The 25105-nt window shown below is 64.5% G+C and carries 23 protein-coding genes, 2 tRNA genes and 1 pseudogene; 11 read left to right on the forward strand and 15 right to left on the reverse strand.

Translation table 11 applies throughout. The features are described 5' to 3' along the window. Positions 1-130: 130 nt before the first annotated feature. The 3 genes from PQQ51_RS05655 to PQQ51_RS05665 all read left to right on the forward strand — a co-directional run bounded on the left by PQQ51_RS05655 (position 131) and on the right by PQQ51_RS05665 (position 3087). Entirely contained in the window at positions 131-1306 is a 1176-nt protein-coding gene (locus tag PQQ51_RS05655) for an MFS transporter (RefSeq protein ID WP_408495505.1), read from the forward strand. After that, positions 1303-2406: a GlxA family transcriptional regulator gene (locus tag PQQ51_RS05660; RefSeq protein WP_408495507.1), complete on the forward strand. Its 1104-nt coding sequence runs from the start codon at positions 1303-1305 to the stop codon at positions 2404-2406. The genes PQQ51_RS05655 and PQQ51_RS05660 overlap by 4 nt, the downstream gene beginning before the upstream one ends. A 174-nt stretch (positions 2407-2580) precedes the next feature. Next, entirely contained in the window at positions 2581-3087 is a 507-nt protein-coding gene (locus PQQ51_RS05665; protein ID WP_408495509.1) for an acyl-CoA thioesterase, read from the forward strand. Between the two features lie 44 nt (positions 3088-3131). On the opposite strand, the gene fumC is transcribed toward PQQ51_RS05665, so the two are convergent. The 5 genes from fumC to PQQ51_RS05690 all read right to left on the reverse strand — a co-directional run bounded on the left by fumC (position 3132) and on the right by PQQ51_RS05690 (position 9899). Further along, on the reverse strand, positions 3132-4532 hold the full coding sequence (gene fumC / locus PQQ51_RS05670; RefSeq protein ID WP_408495511.1) for a class II fumarate hydratase: 1401 nt from the start codon (positions 4530-4532) through the stop codon (positions 3132-3134). 13 nt (positions 4533-4545) lie between these two features. Next, the gene (locus PQQ51_RS05675) at positions 4546-6156 is read right to left on the reverse strand and encodes a phospholipase D family protein (RefSeq protein WP_408495513.1); all 1611 of its coding nucleotides are present in this window, start codon (positions 6154-6156) and stop codon (positions 4546-4548) included. Positions 6157-6501: 345 nt separating this feature from the next. Then, positions 6502-7461 carry a ketopantoate/pantoate/pantothenate transporter PanS gene (gene panS, locus PQQ51_RS05680; protein ID WP_408495515.1) on the reverse strand — a complete coding sequence of 320 codons (960 nt, stop codon included), beginning with the start codon at positions 7459-7461 and terminating at the stop codon, positions 6502-6504. A 491-nt stretch (positions 7462-7952) separates the two neighbouring features. Continuing rightward, on the reverse strand, positions 7953-9365 hold the full coding sequence (locus PQQ51_RS05685) for an MATE family efflux transporter (RefSeq protein ID WP_408495517.1): 1413 nt from the start codon (positions 9363-9365) through the stop codon (positions 7953-7955). A gap of 315 nt (positions 9366-9680) precedes the next feature. Next, positions 9681-9899, reverse strand: coding sequence for an RNA-binding S4 domain-containing protein (locus PQQ51_RS05690; RefSeq protein ID WP_172311306.1), 219 nt, complete (start codon positions 9897-9899; stop codon positions 9681-9683). Between the two features lie 282 nt (positions 9900-10181). On the opposite strand from PQQ51_RS05690, the gene PQQ51_RS05695 reads away from it, so the two are divergent. From PQQ51_RS05695 to PQQ51_RS05705, 3 genes are all read left to right on the forward strand, one after another. Beyond that, the gene (locus PQQ51_RS05695; RefSeq protein WP_408495519.1) at positions 10182-10631 is read left to right on the forward strand and encodes a hypothetical protein; all 450 of its coding nucleotides are present in this window, start codon (positions 10182-10184) and stop codon (positions 10629-10631) included. A gap of 58 nt (positions 10632-10689) precedes the next feature. Beyond that, positions 10690-10950, forward strand: coding sequence for a hypothetical protein (locus PQQ51_RS05700; protein ID WP_408495521.1), 261 nt, complete (start codon positions 10690-10692; stop codon positions 10948-10950). Between the two features lie 256 nt (positions 10951-11206). After that, positions 11207-13360 (forward strand): ATP-dependent helicase, encoded by a 2154-nt coding sequence (locus tag PQQ51_RS05705; protein WP_408495523.1) that lies wholly within the window; start codon positions 11207-11209, stop codon positions 13358-13360. Positions 13361-13451: 91 nt separating this feature from the next. Here the strand turns inward: PQQ51_RS05705 and PQQ51_RS05710 are convergent, their stop codons facing one another. From PQQ51_RS05710 to fdxA, 8 genes and pseudogenes are all read right to left on the reverse strand, one after another. Continuing rightward, positions 13452-14228: a DUF4088 family protein gene (locus PQQ51_RS05710; RefSeq protein ID WP_408495525.1), complete on the reverse strand. Its 777-nt coding sequence runs from the start codon at positions 14226-14228 to the stop codon at positions 13452-13454. A gap of 274 nt (positions 14229-14502) precedes the next feature. Beyond that, positions 14503-14826, reverse strand: coding sequence for a branched-chain amino acid transport AzlD family protein (locus PQQ51_RS05715; protein ID WP_408495527.1), 324 nt, complete (start codon positions 14824-14826; stop codon positions 14503-14505). Positions 14827-15017: 191 nt separating this feature from the next. Next, positions 15018-15758: pseudogene (locus PQQ51_RS05720) on the reverse strand (AzlC family ABC transporter permease); the annotation flags it as partial. An 88-nt stretch (positions 15759-15846) separates the two neighbouring features. Beyond that, complete coding sequence (locus PQQ51_RS05725) at positions 15847-16674, reverse strand: AraC family transcriptional regulator (protein ID WP_408495529.1); 828 nt, start codon at positions 16672-16674, stop codon at positions 15847-15849. Between the two features lie 146 nt (positions 16675-16820). Continuing rightward, the gene (locus PQQ51_RS05730) at positions 16821-17300 is read right to left on the reverse strand and encodes a CreA family protein (protein ID WP_408495531.1); all 480 of its coding nucleotides are present in this window, start codon (positions 17298-17300) and stop codon (positions 16821-16823) included. Positions 17301-17505: 205 nt separating this feature from the next. After that, positions 17506-17581 (reverse strand) — tRNA-Asn (locus PQQ51_RS05735). Between the two features lie 62 nt (positions 17582-17643). Next, positions 17644-17719, reverse strand: a tRNA-Asn gene (locus tag PQQ51_RS05740). Between the two features lie 139 nt (positions 17720-17858). Continuing rightward, complete coding sequence (gene fdxA / locus PQQ51_RS05745) at positions 17859-18182, reverse strand: ferredoxin FdxA (protein ID WP_408495534.1); 324 nt, start codon at positions 18180-18182, stop codon at positions 17859-17861. Positions 18183-18474: 292 nt separating this feature from the next. On the opposite strand from fdxA, the gene pncB reads away from it, so the two are divergent. The 5 genes from pncB (at position 18475) to PQQ51_RS05770 (ending at position 24482) form a co-directional block, all read left to right on the forward strand. Further along, the gene (gene pncB / locus PQQ51_RS05750) at positions 18475-19671 is read left to right on the forward strand and encodes a nicotinate phosphoribosyltransferase (RefSeq protein ID WP_408495536.1); all 1197 of its coding nucleotides are present in this window, start codon (positions 18475-18477) and stop codon (positions 19669-19671) included. Between the two features lie 138 nt (positions 19672-19809). Further along, a complete protein-coding gene (locus tag PQQ51_RS05755; RefSeq protein ID WP_408495538.1) occupies positions 19810-20472 on the forward strand; it encodes a LutC/YkgG family protein in 663 nt (220 codons plus the stop codon). A 71-nt stretch (positions 20473-20543) separates the two neighbouring features. Then, on the forward strand, positions 20544-21992 hold the full coding sequence (locus tag PQQ51_RS05760) for a sodium:proton antiporter (protein ID WP_408495539.1): 1449 nt from the start codon (positions 20544-20546) through the stop codon (positions 21990-21992). 55 nt (positions 21993-22047) lie between these two features. Next, positions 22048-23037 (forward strand): 2-hydroxyacid dehydrogenase, encoded by a 990-nt coding sequence (locus tag PQQ51_RS05765; RefSeq protein ID WP_408495540.1) that lies wholly within the window; start codon positions 22048-22050, stop codon positions 23035-23037. Next, positions 23034-24482, forward strand: a complete 1449-nt coding sequence (locus tag PQQ51_RS05770; RefSeq protein ID WP_408495542.1) for a DNA recombination protein RmuC — start codon at positions 23034-23036, stop codon at positions 24480-24482. Before PQQ51_RS05765 ends, PQQ51_RS05770 begins: the two co-directional genes overlap by 4 nt. A gap of 7 nt (positions 24483-24489) precedes the next feature. Here the strand turns inward: PQQ51_RS05770 and PQQ51_RS05775 are convergent, their stop codons facing one another. Together PQQ51_RS05775 and PQQ51_RS05780 are read right to left on the reverse strand one after the other, a co-directional pair. Beyond that, entirely contained in the window at positions 24490-24738 is a 249-nt protein-coding gene (locus PQQ51_RS05775) for a hypothetical protein (RefSeq protein WP_408495544.1), read from the reverse strand. Next, a complete protein-coding gene (locus PQQ51_RS05780; RefSeq protein ID WP_408495546.1) occupies positions 24738-25013 on the reverse strand; it encodes a hypothetical protein in 276 nt (91 codons plus the stop codon). Before PQQ51_RS05780 ends, PQQ51_RS05775 begins: the two co-directional genes overlap by 1 nt. Between the last annotated feature and the right edge of the window lie 92 nt (positions 25014-25105).

Here is a 25105-nt window from a genome sequence, read left to right on the forward strand (position 1 = left end):
GTCCGCTTCTTCATCCGCTTCTTCGTCAGCCTCTCCCGCCGTTCGCTCTTCCGCGTCCCCTTCCGCTTCACAGAAAGCTTCCCAACAAGCCTCCCACGACGCCGACCCGCACGGCCGCCGTGCCGCGCGCGTGCTGGCGGTCTGCCAGGCGCTGTACACGTCGTCGGTTTCGATCGACCTGACCTTGACCGGACTCGTCGGCTACACGCTCGCCGACGACAAGGCGCTCGCGACGCTGCCGTTCTCGCTGATCACCGTCGCCGCCGCGCTGACGACGATCTTCGCGTCGTTCCTGATGGCGCGCATCGGCCGGCGCGCGGGTTTCGTGCTCGGCGCAAGTGTCGGCGCGCTGGGCGGCGCGGTGTCGGTATGGGCGATCTTTCACCAGAGTTTCTGGGCGTTCTGCGCGGGTACCGCGACGGTCGGCGTGTTTCAGGCGTTCGCGCAGTACTACCGGCTGGCGGCCGCCGACGCCGTCGGCGTCGAAAGCAAAAGCCGCGCGATTTCGACCGTGCTGGCGGGCGGCGTGGTCGCCGCGGCCTGCGGCCCGCTGCTCGCCGCGTGGAGCAAGGACTGGCTGGCGCCGGTCGCGTTCGCCGGTTCCTATGCGCTGGTGACGGGCTTCGGGCTCGTGTCGATCGCGCTGCTGGCGCTGCTTTATCGCGACGCCGCGCCCGCCGTGGGCGCTGCCACGCGCCACGACGCGGCGCGGCCGCTCGGCGAGATCGTGCGGCAGCCGATCTTCGCGGCGGCGCTCGCCAACAACGCGCTCGGCTACGCGGTCATGATGTTCGTGATGACCGCCACGCCGATTGCCGCGGTCGCCTGCGGTCACACGATCGGCGACGGCGCGGCGATCATCCAGTGGCATCTGGTCGGGATGTTCGCGCCGTCGCTGTTTTCGGCGCGGCTGATCCGGCGCTTCGGCGTGCTGCCGGTGATCGGCGCGGGGATCGTGCTGTCGGCGCTGTGCGGCGTGTTCGCGTTGCGCTCGACCGATCTGCCGCATTTTTACGCGGCGCTCGCGTGTCTGGGCGTCGGCTGGAATTTCATGTTCGTCGGCGGCTCGACGCTGCTCGCGCAATCGTACCGGCCGTCCGAACGCGCAAAGACGCAGGCGACCAGCGAGTTCACGACCTTCGCGTTCTCCGCGCTGGGCTCGCTGTTCGCCGGGCAATTGCTCACGCGTTTCGGCTGGGCGACCATCAACGCGGCGATTTTTCCGCCGCTAGGCATCGCGGCGCTGGCGACGCTCGCGTACGCATGGTCGGCGAAACGGAAATTGACGGAGGGTGGGGACCGATGACGGTACGTCATATCGTGTTTGCGGTCGCGCCGGATCTCGTGCTGCTCGATGCATGCGGGCCGCTGGAGGCATTCTGGCGCGCGGAGTTGACGCTTGCTGCGGCTGCGGCTTCGGCTTCGGCTTCGGCTTCGGACACGTCGCTGGAACAGCGCGCCGGTCCCGTCGCGTATCGGACGACGGTCGCATCGATCGAAGGCGGCGTGCTGCAAACCTTTCCGGGGCTGCCGGTCGTCACCGAGCGGCTCGATTCGCTCGACGACCAGCCGATCGACACGCTGATCGTCCCCGGCATTCCGGTCGACGAACAAGGGGGCTTGCAGCCCGAACTCGTCGCGTGGATCAGACGGCGCGCGCCGCAGGTCCGGCGCGTGTGCTCGGTGTGTACGGGCGCGTTCTATCTGGCCGAAGCGGGCGTGCTCGACGGCCGTCGCGCGACCACGCATTGGCGCGACGCGCCGCTTCTCGCGCGGCGTTATCCCAACGTGCGGGTGGATGCCGATCCGATTTTCATCCGCGACGTGCGCGACGGAGACGGAGACGGTAACGGCGAGCGCGCCGTGTGGACCTCGGCCGGCGTCACGGCAGGCATCGACCTGGCGCTTGCGCTGATCGAAGAAGACGTCGGTCACGCGGTCGCGATGCAGGCGGCGCGGCGGCTCGTGGTGTTCATGAAGCGGCCAGGCGGACAGTCGCAGTTCAGCGCGGCGCTGGCCGCGCAGGCGTCGGCGGGCGGCCCGTTCGAGGCCCTGCATAGCTGGATGGCCGCGCATTTACGCGACGATCTTTCCGTCGAGCGGCTTGCCGAGCGCGCGCAAATGAGTCCGCGGACCTTCGCGCGGCGTTACGTCGACGAGGTCGGCCGCACGCCGGCCAAGACCGTTTCGGCGCTGCGGCTGGAGGCGGCTGCGCAGTCGCTCGCGGAATCGCGCCGGCCGCTCAAGCGGATTGCGCTCGATTGCGGCTTCGGCAGCGAGCAGAACCTGCGTCGCGCGTTCGTGCGGCGCTTCGGCGTGCTGCCGCTCGATTATCGGGAGCGGTTTGCGTCGGCGGTGACGGCGGGACGAACACAGGGGCGAACGGCGGTCGCGGCGGCGAGCTAAACGACGTCCGGGCAACGCTAACCTCGCCCCAGCATCCGGAGTGAAGGCCGTTCGAAAGCCCGGCGACCCCGCGCGCAACACGGCGCGGCCGTCCACACGCCGAGCCCACGACGCCGTCAATATTGCGCTCGTATAATCGGCTCCTTTCAATGCATCCGATTGACCGGAGTCACGATGAACACCCCTGCCTTTGTGCCGCTGGACCGTTCCGAAACCACGTTTCGTTTTCTAGCCGAGCCGATCTCGGTCAACTTCGGCGGCAAGGTGCACGGCGGCGCGCTGATGAAGTGGATCGACGAGACCGCGTACGCGTGCGCGGCGGTGTGGTCGAGCCGCTATTGCGTGACGGTCAGCGTGGGCAATATCCGTTTTCGCCGGCCGATTCAGGTCGGCAACCTGGTCGAGTTGCGCGCGCGCGTCGTCGCGACGGGCCGCACCAGCATGCACATTCACGTGTCGGTGCAGGCGGGCGATCCGAAGGGCGGCGAACTGCTGCAAACCACCGACTGTCTGGTCGTGATGGTCGCCGTCAATGAAAACGGCCACCCGGTGCCGGTGCCGGCGTTCGTACCGGAGACGGACGAACAGAAGCGTCTTGCCAAATACGCGATGGATGTGAAGGAAGCGCTCGACGCGATCGTCGAACTGAAACCGGAAGAAGTGGCGCAAGGGAAGGTGTAAGCGCCAGGCGCCTGAGGCCTCGTCGTGCTTCAGGCGCCAGCCCGTCACGCCGCCGAATGCCCGACCATATCCTGCGGCTGCACCCATTCGTCGAACTGCTGCTCGGTGACATAGCCGAGCGCCAGTGCCGACGCCTTCAGCGTAGTGCCTTCCTTGTGCGCTTTTTTCGCGATCTGCGCGGCCTTGTCGTAGCCGATGTGCGGATTGAGCGCGGTGACCAGCATCAGCGATTCGTTCAGCAGCGTATCGATCCGCTCGTGATTCGGCTCGATGCCGACCGCGCAGTTGTCGTTGAAGCTGCGCGCGCCGTCGGCCAGCAAGCGGACCGATTGCAGCACGTTGTGCGCGATCATCGGGCGGAACACGTTCAACTCGAAGTTGCCGCTCGCGCCGCCGATATTCACCGCGACGTCGTTGCCGAACACCTGCGAGCACAGCATGGTCAATGCTTCGGATTGGGTCGGATTGACCTTGCCCGGCATGATCGAGCTGCCCGGCTCGTTTTCAGGAATCGACAGTTCGCCGAGGCCGCAACGCGGACCGCTCGCGAGCCAGCGGATGTCGTTGGCGATCTTGTTCAGGCTGGCCGCCACCGTCTTCAATGCGCCGTGCGCGAACACCAGCGAATCGGCCGCCGCCATCACTTCGAATTTGTTCGGCGCCGACACGAACGGCAGGCCGGTCAGCTTGCCGATCGCGGCCGCGACCTTGTCGGCGAACTGCGGATGCGCGTTCAGACCCGTGCCGACCGCGGTGCCGCCCTGCGCGAGCTCATACAGATGCGGCAGCGCCGATTCCACGTGACGAATGCCGTGATCGAGTTGCGCGACATAACCCGAAAACTCCTGGCCGAGCGTGAGCGGCGTCGCGTCCTGCAAGTGCGTGCGGCCGATCTTGACGATGCCGGCAAACGCTTTCGCCTTGCCGTCGAGCGTGTCGCGCAGCGTCTTCAGCGCCGGTAGCAGATGCTTGACGATCGCATCGGCGGCGGCCACGTGCATCGCCGTGGGGAACACATCGTTCGACGACTGGCCGCGATTCACGTCGTCGTTCGGATGCACCTTGCGGGATTCGCCGCGTTCGCCGCCGAGCAGCTCGCTCGCGCGGTTCGCGATCACCTCGTTCAGGTTCATGTTGGTCTGCGTGCCGGAGCCCGTTTGCCAGACCGCGAGCGGAAATTCATCGGGATGCTTGCCGCCGATGATCTCGTCGGCCGCCTGCATGATCGCCTTCGCCTTGTTCTCGTCGAGCACGCCGAGGCCGTGGTTCACTTCGGCGGCGGCGCGCTTGATCACGGCGAGCGCGGTGATCAGTTCGGGCGATTGCTTCTCGGTCGAGATGCGGAAATTCTGCAACGAACGCTGCGTTTGCGCGCCCCATAAACGAGCGTTCGGCACGGCGATTTCACCGAACGTGTCACGCTCCATTCGTACGTCTTCAGTCATCTTCCACTCCACTTCAAAGTTCTGCGTTGACAGGCAATAAAGAGAATAGTCCCGTTAGCGCGTTACGGTACAAACCCGCTTGGGGATCGAATATGTAGGTGCGCGGCAGGCCGTTTTCGACGTCGGTCCAGACAAGCGGCGACAGCGGCGCGCCGATCGAGCGCAGATAGGCGATCTGCGTAGAATCGGCGAGCGTCACGCGATAGCTTTCCTCCGGCGAGGTTGCATGCGCGAAGATTTGAGCGACCTGCTCGGCGAGCGGCGGGCTGTGAATCACCAGCGCCAGTTCGGTGTTCAGATTGGCCGAGCGCGGATCGAGATTCATCGAGCCGATCACTAGAATCTTGCGGTCGATCACATAGGTTTTCGCGTGCAGACTGGCGCGCGAACGCGAGCCGGCGAAGCTCGTGCGCGGTGTCGGCTGCTCCGGCTTGAACTCGTACAATTCCACGCCCTGTTGCAGCAGCGGCACACGGTAGGGGCTGTAGCCGGCTTGCACCGCGACCGCGTCGGTGGCGGCGAGCGAATTGGTCAGCACGGCGATGCGCACGCCACGATGCGTCAGTTCGCCGGCCGCTTTCACGCCTGCGTCGTGCGGCACGAAATACGGCGAAATGATCAGGAAGTCTTTCTGCGCCTCTTTCATCAACTCGCCGAGCCGCTGCAGCGGCGGACTCACGTAATCCGGCGACGGATGCTCGATTTTCCCGGGCGCGTCGACCTTGAATTCGGCACGCGCCCACGTCAGGCCGAGTTGATCGGCGGCGATCTGCGATGCGAGCGGCGTGGCGTTCAACGGCTTCGCGTTATACGGATCGGCGTTGGTGCGCCAGTGCTGGCGCAGATCGTCGCGGGTCTGGTCGAGTTCTTTCGCGTCGAACTTCTGTTTGTTCAGCACGCGCAACGGATAGGCGATGCTGCTGTTCCAGTAGTCGTCGAAGCTCGCGGAGACGTCGGCGGTGACCGGACCCGCGGCGAGCACGTCGAGGTCGCGGAATTGCAGCGTTTCGCTGGCGCTGAAGTATTCGTCGCCGAGATTGCGGCCGCCGACGATTGCCAGCTGGTTGTCCGCGATCATCGCCTTGTTGTGCATGCGGCGCGTGAAGTGGCCGATCTGCGTGAAGAGGTTCGTCGTGCGTTCGAACACGCCTTGCTGCGCACTGCCGAACGGATTGAAGACGCGGATCTCGATCTTGTCGTGCGAGTTCAAGCCCGCCATCAACTGGTCGATGTCCTTGAAGTTCAGATCGTCGACGAGCATCCGCACCCGCACGCCGTGGTCCGCGGCGTAGAGCGCGGCGCCGAGCAGCAGTTTGCCGGTGGTGTCCTCATTGGCGATGTAGTACTGCATGTCCAGCGTTTTCGTCGCCGCGCGGGCGAGGGCGATGCGCATCTGCAATGCGTCGGTGCCGCTCGACAGCACGCGAAAGCCCGACTCGCCCGGATGCGCGGCTTCGAGCGGCGCGAGCGCGGTGTGCAGCGGATTGGAGTCGGTGGCGGGAAGCGCGTGGGTGACCTGACGGTCGAACGCAGTAGCGGGAGGTTTGGTCGCGCAGGCGCTCAGGCAGGCCGCCGCGTAGCCCAGCAGGAGAAGTTGTCTCGTGGTCCGCCAGAAAGACTGCATCTGGACGGCGCCAGATTCGCGCCGGCGTCGCTGTGTGATCGGGTGGTGATCTTGATGCCACGGCACGCTTCGTTCTCCGTTGATTGCAGGCTTCTCATCGCGCGGATGGCGGCGTGGTACGCGCCGTCGAGAAATGCATTCTAAGGGGAATCAGGCAAAGGGGCCTTCGATGTCCCCTTTGCGTGGCGGCCTTTGTGCTTGAGCTTTTACGTTGCGGCTTGTGCGTTGCGTGCGGCCTTTGTGCGTGGGCCTTTACGTTACAGCTCGTGCGTTGCGGTCTTCGTGCTGTGGCGTTTGCTTGACTGCCTCGCCGCCGTCATAGCGCGACGAGGCAGTGCAGCTCGCTCAGCCGCGTTCGGCGTTCAGCGCACGCTGGCCGTCCGGATGCGTGGAACCCTTCGCGGGGCGGCCGGCCCAGTAGCCGGCGAGCAGCGACCCGGACAGGTTGTGCCACACCGAAAACAGCGCGCCGGGCAATGCCGCGATCGGCGTGAAATACAACTTGCCGAGCGTCGCCGCGAGGCCGGAATTCTGCATCCCGACTTCGATTGCGAGCGTGCGGCACACGGCTTCGTCGAAGCCGAGCAGCTTGCCGCCCCAGTAGCCGCCGAGCAGGCCGATGCCGTTATGCAGCACCACGCCGACCATCACGACGAGCCCGACCGACGCAATGCTCTTCTGCGTGCCGCCCACCACCGCGCCGATGATCAGCACGATCGAGATCATCGAGATCAGCGGCAGGATCGGTTCGATCGCGCGCACCGCCTTGTTGAAAAAGTGGTTGATGAACAGCCCGACCACGATCGGCAATCCTACGATCTGCAGGATGCTCATCAGCATCCCGTGCACGTCGACGGCGATCGACGCATCCACGTAAAGACGCGTGAGCAGCGGCGTTGCGAACACGCCGACGAGCGTCGACAGCGCGCTGATCGTCACGGACAACGCGACGTCGCCGCGCGCCAGATAGATCATCACGTTCGACGCGGTGCCGCTCGCCACGCTGCCCACCAGCACCATGCCGGCGGTCAGATCGGGCGGCATGCGCAACGCCTTCGCGATCGCCCAGGCGGCGAGCGGCATCACCAGGTAATGCAGCACGATGCCGGCGATCACCGGCGCGGGCCGCGTGAAGACGCGCTGGAAGTCGGCGACCGAGAGCGTGACACCCATCGCCAGCATGATGATCGTCAGCAGCGTGGTGACGTGCGGCGCGACGCCCGCGAACGAAGCGGGCGAAAAGTACGCGGCGATCGAAACGAGCACGGCCCAGAGCGGAAACAGACGGGTGACGCGGGCAAGCATGACGGATGCTCCTTGATTATGTTTTATGGCGAGAAGAGAGGCCGAGCGGTGCGGCACGTGTCCGGAGGTTTGTCGCGTGGAGCGGCCAAGGGCCTGCGGATGCGGATGGGTCAACGGGCGGCACGAGCCTTCGTGAGGCGCGCGAGGCGGCGTATTTTACCGTTCAACGCGGCTTTGGTCCGATTCGACGGTTGCAGTTGCAACGAGATGGATGCGTCGGCGTCGGCCGCGCTGTGGCAAGGGGGAAACTGGAAACGGCACGCGAAACGCGGCGGCACAAAAAAAGAAACCCGCGCAGTGCGCGGGTTAAACCCATTCAGAGTATGTCAAGGAGACGGCTCAATCGTAGCGTGGGCGCCGCGGCCGGCAAACCAATCATCCGTGCTTTGCTTAGCTTCCCGTGCGGGGTCGATCGCACGGATCGCGGATCGCGGATCGCGGCTCACGGCTCACGGCTCACGGCGCATGGCTCATGGCACATGGCTCATGGCTCAGGACGAACGCGCGGGCGGCGTGGCCGGTGCCGGCGGTGCATACCGCAGGCTCAGCTTGTGAAAGCGCAGCGTCATCAGCAACGCGACGCTCGCGAGGCCGGCCGCGAGTCCCCACCATAAGCCGGGCGCGCCCATGCCGAAATGAAATGCGAGCACGTAGCCGGTCGGAAAGCCGATCACCCAGTAGCCGAAGGTGGCGGCGATCATCGGCACGCGGGTGTCCTTCAGGCCGCGCAGGCAGCCTGAGCCGACCGTCTGCATCCCGTCGACGATCTGGAAAATCGCCGCTACGCCGAGCAAGGTGCTCGCCAATGCGACGGTGGCTGCGTTGGCCGGGTCGTCGAGATGCAGATACAGCCCGACGATCCAGTGCGGCGCGGCGATCAGCACGATCCCCGACAGCGTCATGAAGCCGACGCCCAGCCCCAGCGCGACAAAACCCGCGTGGCGCGCGGCGAGCGGCTGTCCGGCGCCGGACCAGTAGCCGACCCGCACATTGGCCGCCTGCCCGATCGCGAGCGGCACCATGAAAGCCACCGACGCCACGTTCAACGCGATCTGGTGCGCGGCCAGTTGCGATTCGCCGAGCAGGCCGACCATCAGGCCGGTGGCGAGGAACAGCGTCGACTCGACGCCGTACGTGATCGCCACCGGCCAGCCGATGCCGAACAGCTCGCTCATCAACGGCACGTTGGGGCGCGTCGCGACGACAAAGTGCTTGTAGCGCGGCCGCAGATGCAACAGCGCCATCAAAACGAGCGCGCTCAGCCAGACGGTGATCGAGGTCGCCGCGGCCGAGCCGAGGAAACCGAGGCGCGGCAACCCGTACACGCCATGAATCAGCCCGTAATTGAGAAAGCCGTTGACGACCACGCTCGCGAGCGACACCCACAAAAGGCGTCGAGCCGCGCCGATCGCCGGCAGGAACGAGCGCATCAGGCCGACGCCGATCAGGCTGGCGGGTGTGCCCCAGCGCAGCACCGCCGCATATTCGCCGACGTTGTGTGCGAGCAGCGCCGGTTCGCCGAACGCCAGCAGGATCGGCGTGGCGAACGACAACAGGATGAACGCCGGCACCGACAACAGCACCGACATCACGAAGCCGGTCCAGTAGATGTGCGGCACGCGGCTTTCGTCCTGCGCGCCGCGCGCATGCGACACGCTCACGCTGACGGAGGTCAGCACGCCTTGCAGCAGCGTGACCACCACGAAGAACAGGTTGGCGCCGAGTCCGCCGGCGGCGAGCGCGTCGGGGCCGAGCGAGCCGAGCAGGATCGTGTCGGTTACGCCCATCGCCATCTGCGAAAGCTGCGCGATCGCGAGCGGCGCGGCGAGGCGCGCGGTGTCGGCGGCGTGGCGGGAGAAGGTCGGCGGCCGGGCGGCCACCCGGGTGAAGCCGGATTGAGTCATGGAGCGCTTGGGCGGCAAAAAGGCAACAGCAGGGCGACAGCGGGGCGATCACGTGGCGGCGAGCATGCGGCCAGCGCACACGGTGACGGCAATCTGCCCGCAGGCCCGCAGGCCCGCAGGCCTCGCCGGACGCGTAGCGCCGTAGGGCGGCTGTCAGTCGGCTGTTTGTCTGTCGAAACCGACAGCTTATTGCGTCAACAGCGCAATGTCGATGGAGAACGCACGATTCTGGTGCGTGCGTCGCTCCGGGTTTTCGGACTTGCGTGCGGCTCGCGGCTCAGTCACTGCGGCCTGGCGAGAGGTTCGCGGTGCCGCTCAAGCCTCGTGAACCGCGATCCGCGTGTCGCCCAGCAGTACGACCTGGCCCGCGCGGATTTTGCAGGTTTTACGCGTTTCGACCTGGCCGTCGACGGTCACCGCACCGTCGGCGACCATCATTTTTGCCGAGCCGCCGCTGTCCGCGAGTCCCGTTATCTTCAGGAGATTGTGCAGTTCGACGTAGTCGCCGGTGAGTGTGAAATCGAGGTTGGGCATGGCGTTTGCACCTTCAGGCAAAGGGTTCGCATCATAAGCCAGAAGCTTGCTCCCGACGAAACCCGCGTGCCGCCACCCGCACGTGCAAGCAGTTGCAATGAGTTGTTATGTAAATGTAGGAAAATGAAACGCTACGTAACAGCGGTCGTTTATCGAGTTATTCACTCGTAAAGTGATCATCAGAAGTAGAGGCTGCTGGATTTTTCAGTGGCATACGACCGGGCGGGGCGCGTTGCGCAGGACTACCCGCCCGTGTCACAACAATTTTAGAGAGGATTCGCCATGACCCAGATTCGTACACTCCTGATCGGTACCGCCCTGACCGCCTTTGCTGCAACCGCTGCCGTGGCGCAAACCGCCCAGCCTGCCGCCGGCGCCGCCGATCAGGCGCAGGTCCAGGGCGCCGGTGTCGTGCCCGCCGCGCCGGCCGCACAGGGTGTGCAGCCGGTCACGCCGGCGCCGACGCGTCTGACGGCATCGGGTTCGACCGATCCGCTGGTCCAGAAGCGCGACGCGAACGCGCAGGCCAATGCCGAATATCGCGCGTCGAAGAAGGCGTCCAAGACCGAGTTGAAGGATCAGCAGAAGGCCGCGAAGTCGCAGTACAAGGAGCAGGTGCGTGACGCCAAAATCAACAAGAAGGCGGACAAGCAGACCGCCAACAACGAAATGAAGATGAACATGCAAGGTCAGCCGGCCGATCAGGCTGATGGCGCGGATGTGAAGCACTGAGCGCGACGCACTGAGCTTTTGCATCGTCGGACCGGGCAGTCATTTACGGAGGTAACGCATGAGTATCCATAAACCGATGAACAAGGTGTACGCCGCGTTGATTGCCGGCTGCCTGTCGTCGATGGCCATCGCGCAGGCTAGCGATCCGGCCGCCGCGCCGGTCACGCATGCCGACAAGAAGGCCGTCAAGGAACAGTCGAAGGCCGACAAGAAGGCGTCGGTCGCGCAGGCCAAGGCCGATAAAAAGAAGACCGACGCTCAGGCCGACGCCGACAAGGCGAACGCCGACGCGAATCTGAAGGACGCGAAGAAGCAGTAGGCGTCGGTCGTAAAGGGGCTTGCGCTCGCGAGTCCCGCGCGGTACTTCAACAGTAAGGAATGGCCCGGTGCGCAGCTTGTGCGCCGGGCCATTTTTATTGGGCGCGAAGGCGACACGCACCGCGTGCGTTGGGCGGCGTGGAAAAAAGGGTCGCTTGTCGATGAAGGTTGTATGGATATACAGTATGCGTCGCCGTCTTCAAACCGGCTCTTCACCCTTTTCTTCTTCTAACCCTATTCGCGCTGCCCAAACCACTGTGCTCCCCGTCGCCGAATCTCCGCCGCCTGCCTCGTCTTCGCCGTCCTCTGCCGTCGACTGGCTCGCGAAGCTCAACGACGCGCAACGCGAAGCCGTCGAATACGGCACCGACAGCCCCAGCGAGCCGCTCGGCGCGCTACTGGTGATCGCCGGCGCCGGTTCCGGCAAAACCAACACGCTGGCGCACCGCGTCGCCAATCTGGTGGTGAAGGGCGCCGATCCGCGCCGCATCCTGTTGCTGACTTTTTCGCGCCGTGCGGCGCTCGAAATGACCCGTCGCGTCACGCGGATCGCCGGTGCGGCGCTCGGCACGCGGGCGGCGCTGGCTCAAGGACTCACGTGGTCGGGCACGTTTCACAGCGTCGGCGCGCGGCTGTTGCGCGAATACGCTGAGCTGATCGGTCTCGCGCCCGCGTTCACGATCAATGACCGCGAAGATTCCGCCGACCTGATGAACCTGGTGCGCCACGAACTCGGTTTGTCGGCGAAAGAGCGGCGTTTTCCGACCAAAAGCACATGTTTCGCGATCTATTCGCGCGTCGTGAACACCGGTGCGTCGCTTTCTCACGTGCTCTCCAGTGCGTTCCCGTGGTGCGAGGAGTGGGAGGCGGATCTGCGCATGCTGTTCGCGGCGTATGTCGAAGCGAAGCAGAAGCAAAGCGTGCTCGATTACGACGATCTGCTGCTGTACTGGTCGCATATGGCTGCCGAGCCCGCGATCGCGGCGGATCTGTCGGCGCGCTTCGACCATGTGCTGGTCGACGAATACCAGGACACCAATCGCCTGCAGGCGTCGATCCTGTTCGCGATGAAGCCCGACGGCCGCGGCCTCACCGTAGTCGGCGACGACGCGCAGTCCATCTACTCGTTTCGCGGTGCGACCGTGCGCAATATTCTCGACTTTCCCGCGCACTTCGATCCGCCGGCGCGGCAGATCACGCTCGAGCGCAATTACCGCTCCACTGCGCCGATCCTGGCGGCGTCGAATGCGGTGATCGAACTCGCGAGTGAGCGCTACACGAAGAATCTGTGGACCGACACGGCGTCGGCGCAGCGCCCGCGTCTGGTGAGCGTCGCGGATGAAGCGGATCAGGCCCGCTACATCGTCGAGCAGGTGCTCGAGGCGCGCGAGCAGGGGATCACGCTGAAGTCGCAGGCGGTGCTGTTTCGCGCCGCGCATCACAGCGCGGCGCTCGAAATCGAACTGACCCGGCGCAACATTCCGTTCGTGAAGTTCGGCGGTCTGAAGTTTCTCGACTCGGTGCACGTGAAAGACATGCTCGCCGTGCTGCGCTGGGCGGAGAATCCGCGCGACCGCGTGGCCGGCTTCCGGGTCGTGCAATTGCTGCCGGGCGTGGGGCCGGCGACCGCCGCGAAGGTGCTGGACGAAGTCGTCGCGCGGGCAAGCGCCGGCGCAGCCGCCGATTTCAGCCACCGCGCCGGCAACGCGCTGGCCGCGTTCGCGCCGCCCGCTCGCGCGCAGGAAGACTGGCATCCGTTCGTCAAGCTGATGTCGAGCGTCTACGGGCGGCAAACGCCGTGGCCGGCCGAGTTCGAGATGGTGCGGCGCTGGTACGAGCCGCATCTCGAACGCAATCACGAGGACGCGGCGATCCGCCATGCAGACTTGCTGCAGATGGAAAGCATCGCGGGCACGTATGCGTCGCGCGAACGTTTTCTGACCGAACTGACGCTCGATCCACCGGATGCCACCAGTGACGAATCCGGTGTGCCGCTGCTCGACGAGGACTATCTGATCCTGTCGACGATCCATTCCGCGAAAGGGCAGGAGTGGCGCAATGTGTTCGTGCTGAACGGCGTCGACGGTTGCATTCCGTCCGATCTGGGCACCGGCACCGAGGAGGAAATCGACGAAGAACGGCGTCTGCTCTACGTGGCGATGACGCGCGCGAAGGAAGATCTGCATATCGTCGTGCCGCAACGCTTTTACGTACACAACCAGACGCAGATGGGAGATCGTCACGTGTGGGCGTCGCGCACGCGTTTCATTCCCGCGCATCTGATGCCGCTGTTCGACGCATATGCGTGGCCGCGTGTGCCGGTGCCGACGGCGCCGAGCGCGGCGGGACTCGCCGCGGCGGCGCAGGCGAAGATTGCGATCGCGGCGAAGCTCAGGAAAATGTGGGATTGACGGCGGCGCGGCCGCCGGCGGGTGTGCCGCGGTTCTGACAACCGCGGCGTTCGGCAGGCAGCCGGTTGCTGCCCGTTGTTGCTAGTTGTCGCTAGCGCGACTGCCGTTGCTGCTGTTGCTGCTGCTGTGAGACCGGGCGCGGCGGTACGAAGAAATTGCGCAGCCACGCGGCGAGCCGCGAAAACACGTCGTACGGCTCTTCGACGAAAATCTCCGGCTTCAGCAGGCGCAGGTATTCCATGATCTGCTGCGCTTCCTGTTTCTGGATCGAGCCGTGCGAAATGCCGAGCCGCAACAGGCCGCGCAACTCGCCGAGCTTCTCGCGCGCGGTGCTGCCCACACCCGTTTCGCACGCCACCTTGGCTTCGTACACGCGCTGACGCAGCGACTCCACGAGGCGCCACGCCGGCGTTTGCATCACTTCTTCCAGCGCCTGGATGTCCTGCGCGGCGCTCTTGATTTGCGCCGCGAGCGGGTCGATCAGCACCGCTTCGCCTTCCGCTTCCTTGACGATCGCCGCCGCCCAGTCGCGGCACTGCTTCGCCAGTTCTTCCGGCGTCCACTCGGAGCGCGACGCGAAGCCGAAACCGAACTCGCCCGCCTGGCGCATCAGGATCGCGACGACATCCGGAAATTCCTTGTCCAGCGTGCGTTTTGCCCACGCGTACTGGCCGCCCTGCAACATCCGCTGCACCGCGTGTTCGGTCAGCGGCACCATGTTGTCGAGCAGCTTGGCGCGCAAAAAGTCTTCGAACGACGGCGTCGCGAACTGCGGATCGAGCTTCAGCGAAACCCGCAGGAAAGCGTCGAAATCCTTGCGCAGCGTGGCAATGGTCTCGTCTTTGAGCGTGAGGGTGATTTGACCCATGTGTTATCCCGTTTGGTCCTGCCGCGCGGCATTGTCGTGTCGTCCGTCGACGAGCGGACCGGGCGACACGACGCCGATGCCGGCGCGCTTGATTCCTGCCTGTTGCCGCATCACCAGCGGGACGTATCCCGACGAGCGGACCTCGACTTCATATCGGCGGATCGGTGGGAAACTTGAGGGTTCTGGATGATTGACGTGGCGCGAAGAGAATGATGCCGGTTGTGCGGAACGCGGTTGCCGGCAACATGGCTGCGGCGTGGTCAGCCGCTTATGCCTATTTGAGCACCACGCCTTGCCAGACGAAGAACACCGTAAGGCCGACCGCGATGGTCAACAGCGGGCGCCGCGTCAACGCGCTGACGGCGATCGCGGCCAGCGCGCCGACCAGTTGTGGGTTGCGCCACGTCAATTCCGCGCTGGAGCCGTGCGGCGAGACCGCCATCGGCACGATGATCGCCGTCAGCACGGTGACGGGCACGAAGCCGAGCGCGGTGCGCACCAGCGCCGGAAACACCAGCCGGTCGCCGAGTACGAAGACGGCCGCGCGGATCACCCACGTAATTGCCGCCATGCCGAGAATCAGAACGACATAGTTCATTGCGATGCTCCCGCGGTTTTTTGCGTCGTGTCGTGGGAGTCGTTGTGCGTAGCTTGTCGCGTGCCGTTGCGTGGGGTTTCTGACGCGCTTTGGCGTGCGTTGTCTTGCGCATTTCCGCGGGTATTGTCCTGGGTAACGTCCTGGGTATTGTTCCGGGTATTGTCCTGCGCACTTTCGTCGCGCCGTTCACCCCGCCGCTCACCGCCCGCGCGAAGCCGCGGCGCCGACAGCAACACGCCGACCGCGACACCCGCGAACACCGCGCCGAGCAGCCCGAGCTTGTACGGCCACGCCTGCCAGAAGAACGCCAGCGCGCCCGCCGTGACAGCCGCCGCGATAAAGCGTAGCGCGACGAGTTGCGGCACGACGATCGCGATGAAGGTGGCGACCATCGCGAAATCGAGCCCGAGCGATTGCAGGCCTGGAAACGCAGCGCCGAACAGCAGACCGGCCACCGTCCAGATCTGCCAGTTCAGATACATCGCGAAACCCGCGCCGAAGAAGTAGTGCGGGCCGACCGTCCCCGGCTCGCGATGCCGGTAGTGTTCCCACGCGACCGCGAAGACCTCGTCGGTCAACAGCGCGCCGAGCGCCCAGCGCCAGCGCGCCGGCAAATGGGCGACATGCGGCGCGAGGGTCGCACTGTAGAGCACGTGACGCAGATTGACGACCAGCGTGGTGGCCCAGATCACCGCGAAGCTCGCGTGACCCGCGATCAGGCCGAGCGCGATGAACTGCGCAGAGCCGGCGAACACGACCAGCGACATCAACTGCCCGTGCCATAGATGCAGCGGTCCGGATGCGACGAGCGTGCCGAAAATGACGCCGAAGGGCACCGCGCCGACCATCATCGGGATGATGTCGCGCGCGCCGGCGGTGAATTCTTTCAGATGGCCGTTGCTTTCGGACGGGCCGGGGGTGGAATGGGTCAATCTTGCCTCCTTGATCCGGCAAGGATAGCGGGCGGCGTGGCGACCGACTTGTACGTTCTTGCGGCGCAAGTATCAGGCCGCCCGAACTTCAGGCGCCTTGCCAACGTCCGGGCGGGACGCCGAACATGCGGCGGAAGTGCCGCGTGAAATGGCTCTGGTCCGTAAAACCGCTGGCTGCCGCGACCTCCGTCACCGGGACACCCGAGCGCAGCGGCCCCAGCGCACGCTGCAAGCGCACCTGGTTGCGCCACGCATGCGGCGGCATGCCGGCGGCCTGCGCGAACAGTCGCGCCGCGTGAAACGGCGAAAGCCCTGCTGCCTCCGCGATATCGGCCAGCGTGACGGGAGCGGTGAGATCGCCGGTCAGGCGCTCTTTCATGATCGCCACCCGGGTGTCGTCGATGGCGACGCGAGTGGGCGTGGACTGCGACTGTGCATAGCGGGCCAGTAGCGTCGACAACGCGTCGAGCATCGCGGCTTCGGCTGCAAGCGGATCGTCGCCGGCTTCCAGCAGACGATGCGCATGCGCGAGGCGGCGCGCCAGATCGGCATCGCGAATCACACCGGCTTCGAACCACGGCAACGGCTGCGGCTTGCCGGCAATCTCGCCGGCGAGTTCGTGGATGAAATTCACCGGCGCGTACATCACGCGATAGCGCCAGCCCGCCTCGATCGCCTTCGACCCGGTGTGCAGTTCGCCGGGATTGATGATCGGCACGCCACCCGTTTCGGCGACATAGTTCGAGCCGCGATACCGGTAACCTTCCGCGCCTGCCGTGATCACCGGAATCGTGTACGCGTCATGCCAGTGCGGCGCGAACTCGTGGTCGCGATATTCAGCCGTGACCAGATCCGCGCCGGGGAGAAGCGGCGTGCGCCAGTAGCGGGCGGAGTCCTGGAAGCGGTGGGCTGTCATGGAGGAGGTGGCGCGGTGCTGTGATCCGGCAGTCGTTGAATTCGGCGAAGCGGCCGGATGAATTCAGCGAAGCGGCCGGACGATCGGTCAGTTTAGCGCGCTCGCGTTCTTGCCAGGCGTTCGCCGGAGACGATTTGCCGTAGTGCTCATTTTACCGGGATCGTCGTGCCGGCCGGCATCGGTACGGCGGTGACGCTATTTTTCGCGCTGCCGCTGACCACGCGGTCGCTGTAGGTCATGTACACGAGCGTATTGCGCTTCGCATCGACGACACGCACCACGTGCAACGACTTGAATATCAGCGACATGCTGACCGAGAACACGTCGGCTTGCTTCTTGACCGGTCCGGTGAAGTTGATCGTGCCGACCTGCCGGCAGGCGATCGACGCTTCGGTCGGATCTTCGGCGATGCCGAGCGTCCCTTTGACCCCGCCGGTACGCGCCCGCGACACATAACAGGTGACGCCCTGCACGACAGGATCGTCATAAGCCTCGACGACCACCCGGTCCGAACCGGTGACGCGGAAATTGGTATTGACGCTCGCGACTTCCTCGCTGTGCGCGAGTTGACTGAGCGCGGTCGTGGCAGCGAGGGCGAGGGTGACGCGCAACAAGGTGGATTTCATCGGAATGCCGGAATGGTCGCGAGGGGAAAGCACCATCGTATAACGGCGCTCGTGGCAATTCTCGTGCGATAGCGCGTGTGACCTACTTTTTCGCGCGTTCCTCGCGTGGACCGGCGCGCAGGGGCCGCTCATCTGTGCGGATGACTCTCTGCCTGACGTCGCCAAAAACAAAAAGGCCCGCACGAATGCGGGCCTTTCAAATTTTTGGCTCCTCGACCTGGGCTCGAACCAGGGACCTACGGATTAACAGTCCGGCGCTCTACCGACTGAGCTATCGAGGAACAACAGTACAACTTGATCTACATAAAAAAGCCCGTAGTGGTTAACGGGCTTTTGCAATTCTTGGCTCCTCGACCTGGGCTCGAACCAGGGACCTACGGATTAACAGTCCGGCGCTCTACCGACTGAGCTATCGAGGAACAGAACAACAAACAGCAGAGAAGCGAAATTGTAGAAGCAGCTCTGGTGCCTGTCAATACCTTGCGTTCAATTCGATTGGATTCGATTGCCGCGACAGGCAGGGTAGCGTGCAGGCCTTAGCGGGCCTTTCGCAGACCCTTAGCGAGCCAGCAGTTCGAGCTTGTCCTTGATGTCCTTGAACTCGTCGGCTTCCGGCAGCGGTGCCTTGGTCTTGGTGATGCTCGGCCAATTCTTTGCGAGATCGGCATTCAGCTCGATGAAGTTCTGCTGGTCGCCCGGCACGTCTTCTTCGGCATAGATGGCATTCACCGGGCACTCGGCGACGCACACGGCGCAGTCGATGCATTCGTCGGGGTCGATCGCGAGGAAGTTGGGACCTTCGCGAAAGCAGTCCACCGGGCACACATCGACACAGTCGGTATAGCGGCACTTGATGCAGCTTTCGGTCACAACGTGAGTCATTCAGGCAGCTCCTGCATGCGGTATCTGGGGTGGCGCAAAGCCAAAAGCGCTATTGTATCGTAACGTCAAGAGGCGTATGCAGCATCGGCTGGCGCCTTTTATATGTTTTCGTGATTAGTTTATGGCGCCCGCCACAGGCGGTTTCGCACGAGGCCGGCTCCGCGCTGGTTCCGGACGCATTCGGGTAACATGCATCAAGCCGACGCGCACGGGGCGCGCCGCACGCGCATGGATTGACGTGTTGGTCGAACCAGGCGCTTTTCGTTTTTCCTGCAGTCCAGTTCGCGCCATCATGATTATTACTTCGCTGCTCGACACCGATCTGTACAAGTTCACGATGATGCAAGTGGTGTTGCATCACTTTCCCGCCGCGAATGTCGAATACCGGTTTCGTTGCCGCACACCGAACGTCGATCTCGTGCCGTATATCGGCGAGATTCGCGACGAAGTCCGCAAGCTGTGCGAGCTGCGCTTCACCGACGACGAGCTCGATTACCTGCGCCGCATGCGTTTCATCAAGGGCGACTTCATCGAGTTCCTCGCGCTGTTCCATCTGAACGCGAAGTACATTTCGATCCAGCCGTCGCCGAAGGGCAATGGCGAAATCGACATCGAGATCAAAGGGCCGTGGCTGCATACGATCCTGTTCGAGATCCCGATGCTCGCGATCGTCAACGAAGTCTATTTCCGCAATACCCAGCAAACGCCGGACTACAGCGAAGGGCGCGGGCGCCTCGTCGACAAGATCAAGCTGCTCGGCGCGCGCCCGGAATTCGCGGACTGCAAGATCGCCGACTACGGCACGCGCCGCCGCTTTTCGAAGCAATGGCACGAGGAAGTGATCCTCACGCTGAAAGACGGCTTGGGCGAGCAGTTCGCCGGCACCAGCAACGTGTTCTACGCGATGAAGCACAGCCTCACGCCGCTCGGCACGATGGCGCACGAATACCTGCAGGCCTGTCAGGCGCTCGGTCCGCGGCTGCGCGATTCGCAGATCTTCGGCTTCGAGATGTGGGCGAAGGAATATCGCGGCGACCTCGGTATAGCGCTCTCCGACGTGTACGGGATGGAAGCATTCCTGCGCGACTTCGACATGTACTTCTGCAAGCTGTTCGACGGCGCGCGCCACGATTCGGGCGATCCATTCGAGTGGGGCGAACGCCTGCTCAAGCACTACGAAGCAAACCGCTGCGACTCACGCACCAAGATACTGGTGTTCTCCGACGCGCTCGACATCCCGAAGGTGCTGCAACTGTACGAGCGCTTCCGCGGCCGCTGCAAACTGGCGTTCGGCGTCGGCACCAATCTGACCAACGACCTGGGCTACAACCCGTTGCAGATCGTCATCAAGATGGTTCGTTGCAATGGCCAGCCGGTGGCGAAGCTGTCGGATTCGCCCGGTAAGAACATGTGCGACGACAAGGCGTATCTCGCGTATCTGCGCCAGGTGTTCGGCATCGCGCAGCCTGCGGAAGAGGTCGGCCAATAGTCAGCACGCAGCCGGCACGCGAAGTTTGCATGCGACGTGCGTGCTTCGCAATCGGCCGTTCGGCCAGGGTGTTCGCGCGCGGGGCCGCCGGTATAATTCTCGCCATATCGCACGGCTGCCGACACGAGGATCTCGCCTATGGACACATCGAATGCCCGCCGCAACATTCTGGCGCGCATCCGCGCGGCGCAAGGGCGTGAGCCCGAGCCTTCCGCCGCCGAGCGTGAGACCGCCGCGGATTATCTGGCGCGTCATCCAGCGGGCCCGCGTCCGCCGATGCCCGCCGATCTGACCACGCGCTTCGTCGAGGAAGCGCAGAAAATGTCGACCACGGTCGCGACGGTCGAGTCATTGAGCGACGTGCCCGCCGCCGCGCATCGCTACCTCACTGAACACGCGTTGCCGCTGCAAGCCATCGCGTGGCAAACGCTGCAAGATCTGCGATGGTCCGAAGCCGGTCTTGAAGTCGAATTTCGCAAGCCGGAAGAGGGCGACGTGGTCGGTCTCACTGGCTGTTTTTGCGCGACGGCCGAGACCGGCACGCTGGTGTTGTTGTCCGGCCCGCAAACGTACGCATCGGCGGGGCTGCTACCGGAAACGCACATCGCGATCGTGCCGGCTTCGCGAATCGTCGCCGGACATGAAGATGCATTCAGCCTGATTCGCAGCGAACGCGGCGAGCTGCCGCGTGCGGTCAATTTCGTCTCCGGACCTTCGCGCACCGGCGATATCGAACAAACCATCGTGCTCGGCGCGCATGGGCCTTATCGGGTTCACGTGATCGTCGTGCGTGGCGCCTGAGCGGCGTGGCGCGCGGCCTGGTTCGGCCGCGCTAGCGTTCGCAGTGTGCTGCAACAAGGAAAATCAACTTCATGAAACGACATGCCGGGTCGACGAGCATGGTGTGCGCCGCTGCGCTGACTCTGGCGCTGGCGCTGGCGTTGGCGGCGTGGCCGCAACTGGCGTCTGCCGCGACACTCGACGGTGCGACGCTATCCGCATTTTGGGGTCTGCCGTTCGCGGGCGTGCTGCTGTCGATCGCGGTGTTTCCGTTGGTCGCGCCGACCTTCTGGCATCACCATTTCGGCAAGATCGCCGCCGCGTGGTCGCTGCTGTTTCTGGTGCCGTTCGGACTGACGTTCGGGGCCGGCGTCGCGTTCGGTACGCTGGTGCACGCGGTCCTGGAAGAGTACGTTCCGTTCATCGTGCTGCTGAGCGCGCTCTACACCGTGGCGGGCGGCATCTGCGTGCGCGGCAATCTGCACGGCACGCCGCGGTTGAACACAGCGATTCTTGCGCTCGGCACGTTGCTCGCGAGCATCATGGGCACGACCGGCGCGGCGATGCTGCTGATCCGCCCGCTGCTGCGCGCGAACGACAACCGCAAGCACGTCGTGCACGTCGTGGTGTTCTTCATCTTTCTGGTGGCGAACGCGGGCGGTTCGCTCTCGCCGCTCGGCGACCCGCCGCTTTTCCTCGGTTTCCTGCAAGGCGTCAGTTTCTTCTGGACCACGACACACCTGGCGCTGCCGATGCTGTTCGTCTGCGGCGTGCTGCTGGTGGGTTTCTACGCACTCGATTCGTACTACTTCCATCGTCGTGAAGAGGAGCGCTCACGCTTTCTCGATCGCACGCCCGATTCGCCGCCGCTCGGTATCGACGGCAAGGTCAATTTCCTGCTGCTCGCCGCGGTGATCGCGCTGGTGCTGATGAGCGGTCTGTGGAAGCCGGGCGTGCAGTTCGACGTATTCGGCACTCACGTGGCATTGCAGAATGCCGTGCGCGACATTGCGCTGATCGGCGTGACGCTGCTGTCGCTTGCGATCACGCCGCGCGCCGCACGTGCCGGCAACGACTTCAACTGGGCGCCGATCGAAGAAGTCGCCAAACTGTTCGCCGGTATCTTCGTGACGATCGCGCCGGTCATCACGATCCTGCGCGCGGGCGAGGCGGGCGCGTTCGCGGGCATCGTGCATCTGGTGAACGACGCGTCCGGTCAACCGCACGACGCGATGTACTTCTGGGCGACCGGCCTGCTGTCGTCCTTTCTGGACAATGCACCGACGTATCTCGTGTTCTTCAACCTCGCGGGCGGCGACGCGCACACCCTGATGACCACCGGCGCCACGACGCTCGCGGCGATTTCAGCGGGCGCGGTGTTCATGGGCGCGAACAGCTATATCGGCAATGCGCCGAACTTCATGGTCAAAGCGATCGCGGAATCGCGCGGCGTTCGCATGCCGGGGTTTTTCGCTTATCTGGGCTGGTCGGGCGCGGTGTTGATACCGCTCTTTCTCGTCACTGCCTGGCTGTTTTTTTGACAAAGCTTGTTGACGTCGAGGCAACCGAACTCGACGCGCTATCCGGAGAATTGCAATGCAGAAGATCCTCGTTGCCCGTCCGATCTTTCCCGATGTGATCGAACGGCTCAAACAGTATTTCGACGTCGACTGGAACGAAGGCGACGTGCTGCCCGGCGACGAATTGACACGCCGTCTCGCCGACAAGGACGGCGCACTGACCGCAGGCGACCCGATCGGCGCCGCGCAACTCGCCGCGGCGCCGCGCTTGCGTGTGGTGTCGAACATGGCGGTGGGCTACAACAATTTCGACATGGCCGCGTTCAACGCCGCCAATGTGCTCGGCACCAACACGCCGGACGTGCTCAACGAATCGACCGCCGACTTCGGCTGGGCGTTGATGATGGCGGCCGCGCGCCGCATCGCCGAGTCGGAACACTGGCTGCGCGCGGGCAAGTGGCAGAAGTGGGCCTACGACGGTTTTCTCGGCACCGATCTGCACGGCTCGACGCTCGGCGTGATCGGCATGGGCCGGATCGGCCAGGCGCTCGCACGTCGCGCGAAGGGCTTCAACATGCAGGTGATCTACCACAACCGCTCGCGTGTTTCGCCGGAGATCGAGGCCGATCTGAACGCCGAATACGTGTCGAAGCAGGACCTGTTGCGTCGCGCGGATCACGTGGTGCTGGTCTTGCCGTACACGAAGGAAAATCATCACACGATCGGCGCGGCCGAACTCGCATCGATGAAGCCGGCGGCCACGCTCACGAACATCGCGCGCGGCGGCATCGTCGACGATGCGGCGCTGGTTCACGCGCTGCGTTCGAAGCAGATTGCCGCGGCGGGTCTCGATGTCTACGAAGGCGAGCCGAATCTGAATCCGGACCTGCTGACGGTGCCCAACGTCGTGCTGACGCCGCATATCGCGAGCGCCACCGAGGCCACGCGCCGCGCGATGGCAAACCTGGCCGCCGACAATCTGATCGCGGCATTGGGCGAGGGGCCGCGTGCCGGCCGTCCGCCGAATCCGATCAACGCTGAAGTGATCGGCCGGGCGCGTTCATGACCATGATTCTGGTGGCGGCCGTCGCGGTGCTGGCGGTCGCTGTGGTCATCGCGTTGGCTTTGCTGATTCGCGGCCACGGCCGCGCTGACGACAACGAGCCGTTCGAAGTTCTCGCCGAGCGGATCGACGCGGCGGCCGATGCGCAGTCGCATGCGTACGAACGGCTCGAGCGGCAGTTGCGCAATGACATTACCGAGACGGCGCGCGTGTCGCGCACCGAGCAGAGCAGCGGCTTTGCGCACTTTCAGCAGACACTGGCGTCGCAGTTCAGCAGCATGACGACAGTGCAGGCCGGCAAGATCGACGGTTTCGCGCAGCAACTCGACGCGGTGCGTCACAGCCTGCAGCAGCAGGCGCAGCAGGCGCGCGACGAGCAGGGCCGCACGCTCAAGCAGTTCGGCGACACGCTCACGTTGCAACTCGTGCAGCTCACCGAGGCGAACGACCGGCGCTTTGCCGAAGTGCGCGCGACGATCGAACAGCGTCTGAAGGACATCGAGGCGAACAACTCGACCAGGCTCGAAGAGATGCGCCGCACCGTCGACGAAAAACTGCATGCCACGCTCGAACAGCGGCTCGGCGAATCGTTCAAGCTGGTGTCCGACCGTCTCGAACAGGTGCATCGCGGCCTGGGCGAAATGCAGACACTTGCTGCGGGCGTCGGCGATCTGAAGAAAGTGCTGACCAACGTCAAGACGCGCGGCACGTGGGGCGAAGTGCAGCTCGAAGCGCTGCTCGAACAACTGCTCACGCCGGATCAGTACGCGAAGAATGTCGCGACCGTGCCGAAGAGCGCGGATCGGGTCGAGTTCGCGATCAGGCTGCCGGGGCGTGCCGAACCGGGCAGCGCGAACACGCCGGTCTGGTTGCCGATCGACGCCAAGTTCCCGCGTGAAGACTACGAGCGTTTGATCGACGCTCAGGAACGCGCCGACCCGGTCGCGGTAGAAGACGCGTCGCGCGCGCTGGAAGCACGGATTCGCGCGGAAGCGCGCACGATCGCTGAGAAATACGTAGCGCCGCCGCACACCACCGATTTCGCGCTGCTGTTCCTGCCCACCGAAGGCCTGTACGCGGAGATCCTGCGCCGTCCGGGCCTCACCGACATGCTGCAACGCGACTATCGCGTGACGATCGCCGGCCCCACAACGCTCACCGCATTGCTCAACAGTTTGCAGATGGGTTTCCGCACGCTGGCGATCGAAAAGCGTTCGAGCGAAGTGTGGCAAGTGCTCGGCGCGGTGAAAACGGAGTTCGGCAAATTCGGCGACGTGCTGGCGAAGACCAAAGCACAGTTGGAAACCGTCACGCGTTCAATCGAAGCGGCGGAAACGCGCACGCGGGTGATGAACCGCAAGCTGCGCGATGTCGAGGCGTTGCCCGGCGAAGAAGCGAGCGGGCTGCTCGGCGATGTGCTGTCGGGCGTGGATCCCGACGAGTCGTAACGTGGTTTTAATTCGAAGCGGCGTTGGCGCCGGCGTCGCTGGCTGAAGCGGCGCCCGCCAGCCGTTCAGGCGCACGGCCCGCCGTCTTCCGCCACCAGCGCGTCGATCGCGGGCTGTGAGCGAATAGCGCGTCGCGCAAGCCCGCTTCGGTCGCGGTGAACACGTGGGTCAGGCTTTCGAACCCGGCCAGCTCGTACGTCAGCGCGAAGATCGCGGCGCTATCGGCGCGCGTGGCCGGGCGGACCGCCGCGGTCATTACGCTTCTTCCGGCACGTCGGTGAGCTGGATTTCAATTCCGCCGAAGCGCGACGCCACCCAGTTGTATGCGTGGCAAGCGATCCACAGCAGCACGAAGCCGAGAATCGCATTCAGCAGCAGTGCGCTGAACACGGTGCTCAGCTCCACCGAGCCGTAGCGAATGAACGCGACCAGCACGCCGAGCAGCACGATCGGCACCGAGAACGTCAGATACACGAGGATAAGCGCCTTGGCCGTCTGTCCTGGTGCAATGAACGAGATCTGTTTTTTCATGTAAGTCAAACCCGTGTGTCGTAGTGGTGATGGGTAATTTTGAACCTGATTTGTTGCCGGGCCTGACGCCGCCTGTGCGTGCGACCGGCGAA

The sequence above is a fragment of the Paraburkholderia xenovorans genome, assembly GCF_046030735.1.
Taxonomy (GTDB): domain Bacteria; phylum Pseudomonadota; class Gammaproteobacteria; order Burkholderiales; family Burkholderiaceae; genus Paraburkholderia; species Paraburkholderia xenovorans_A.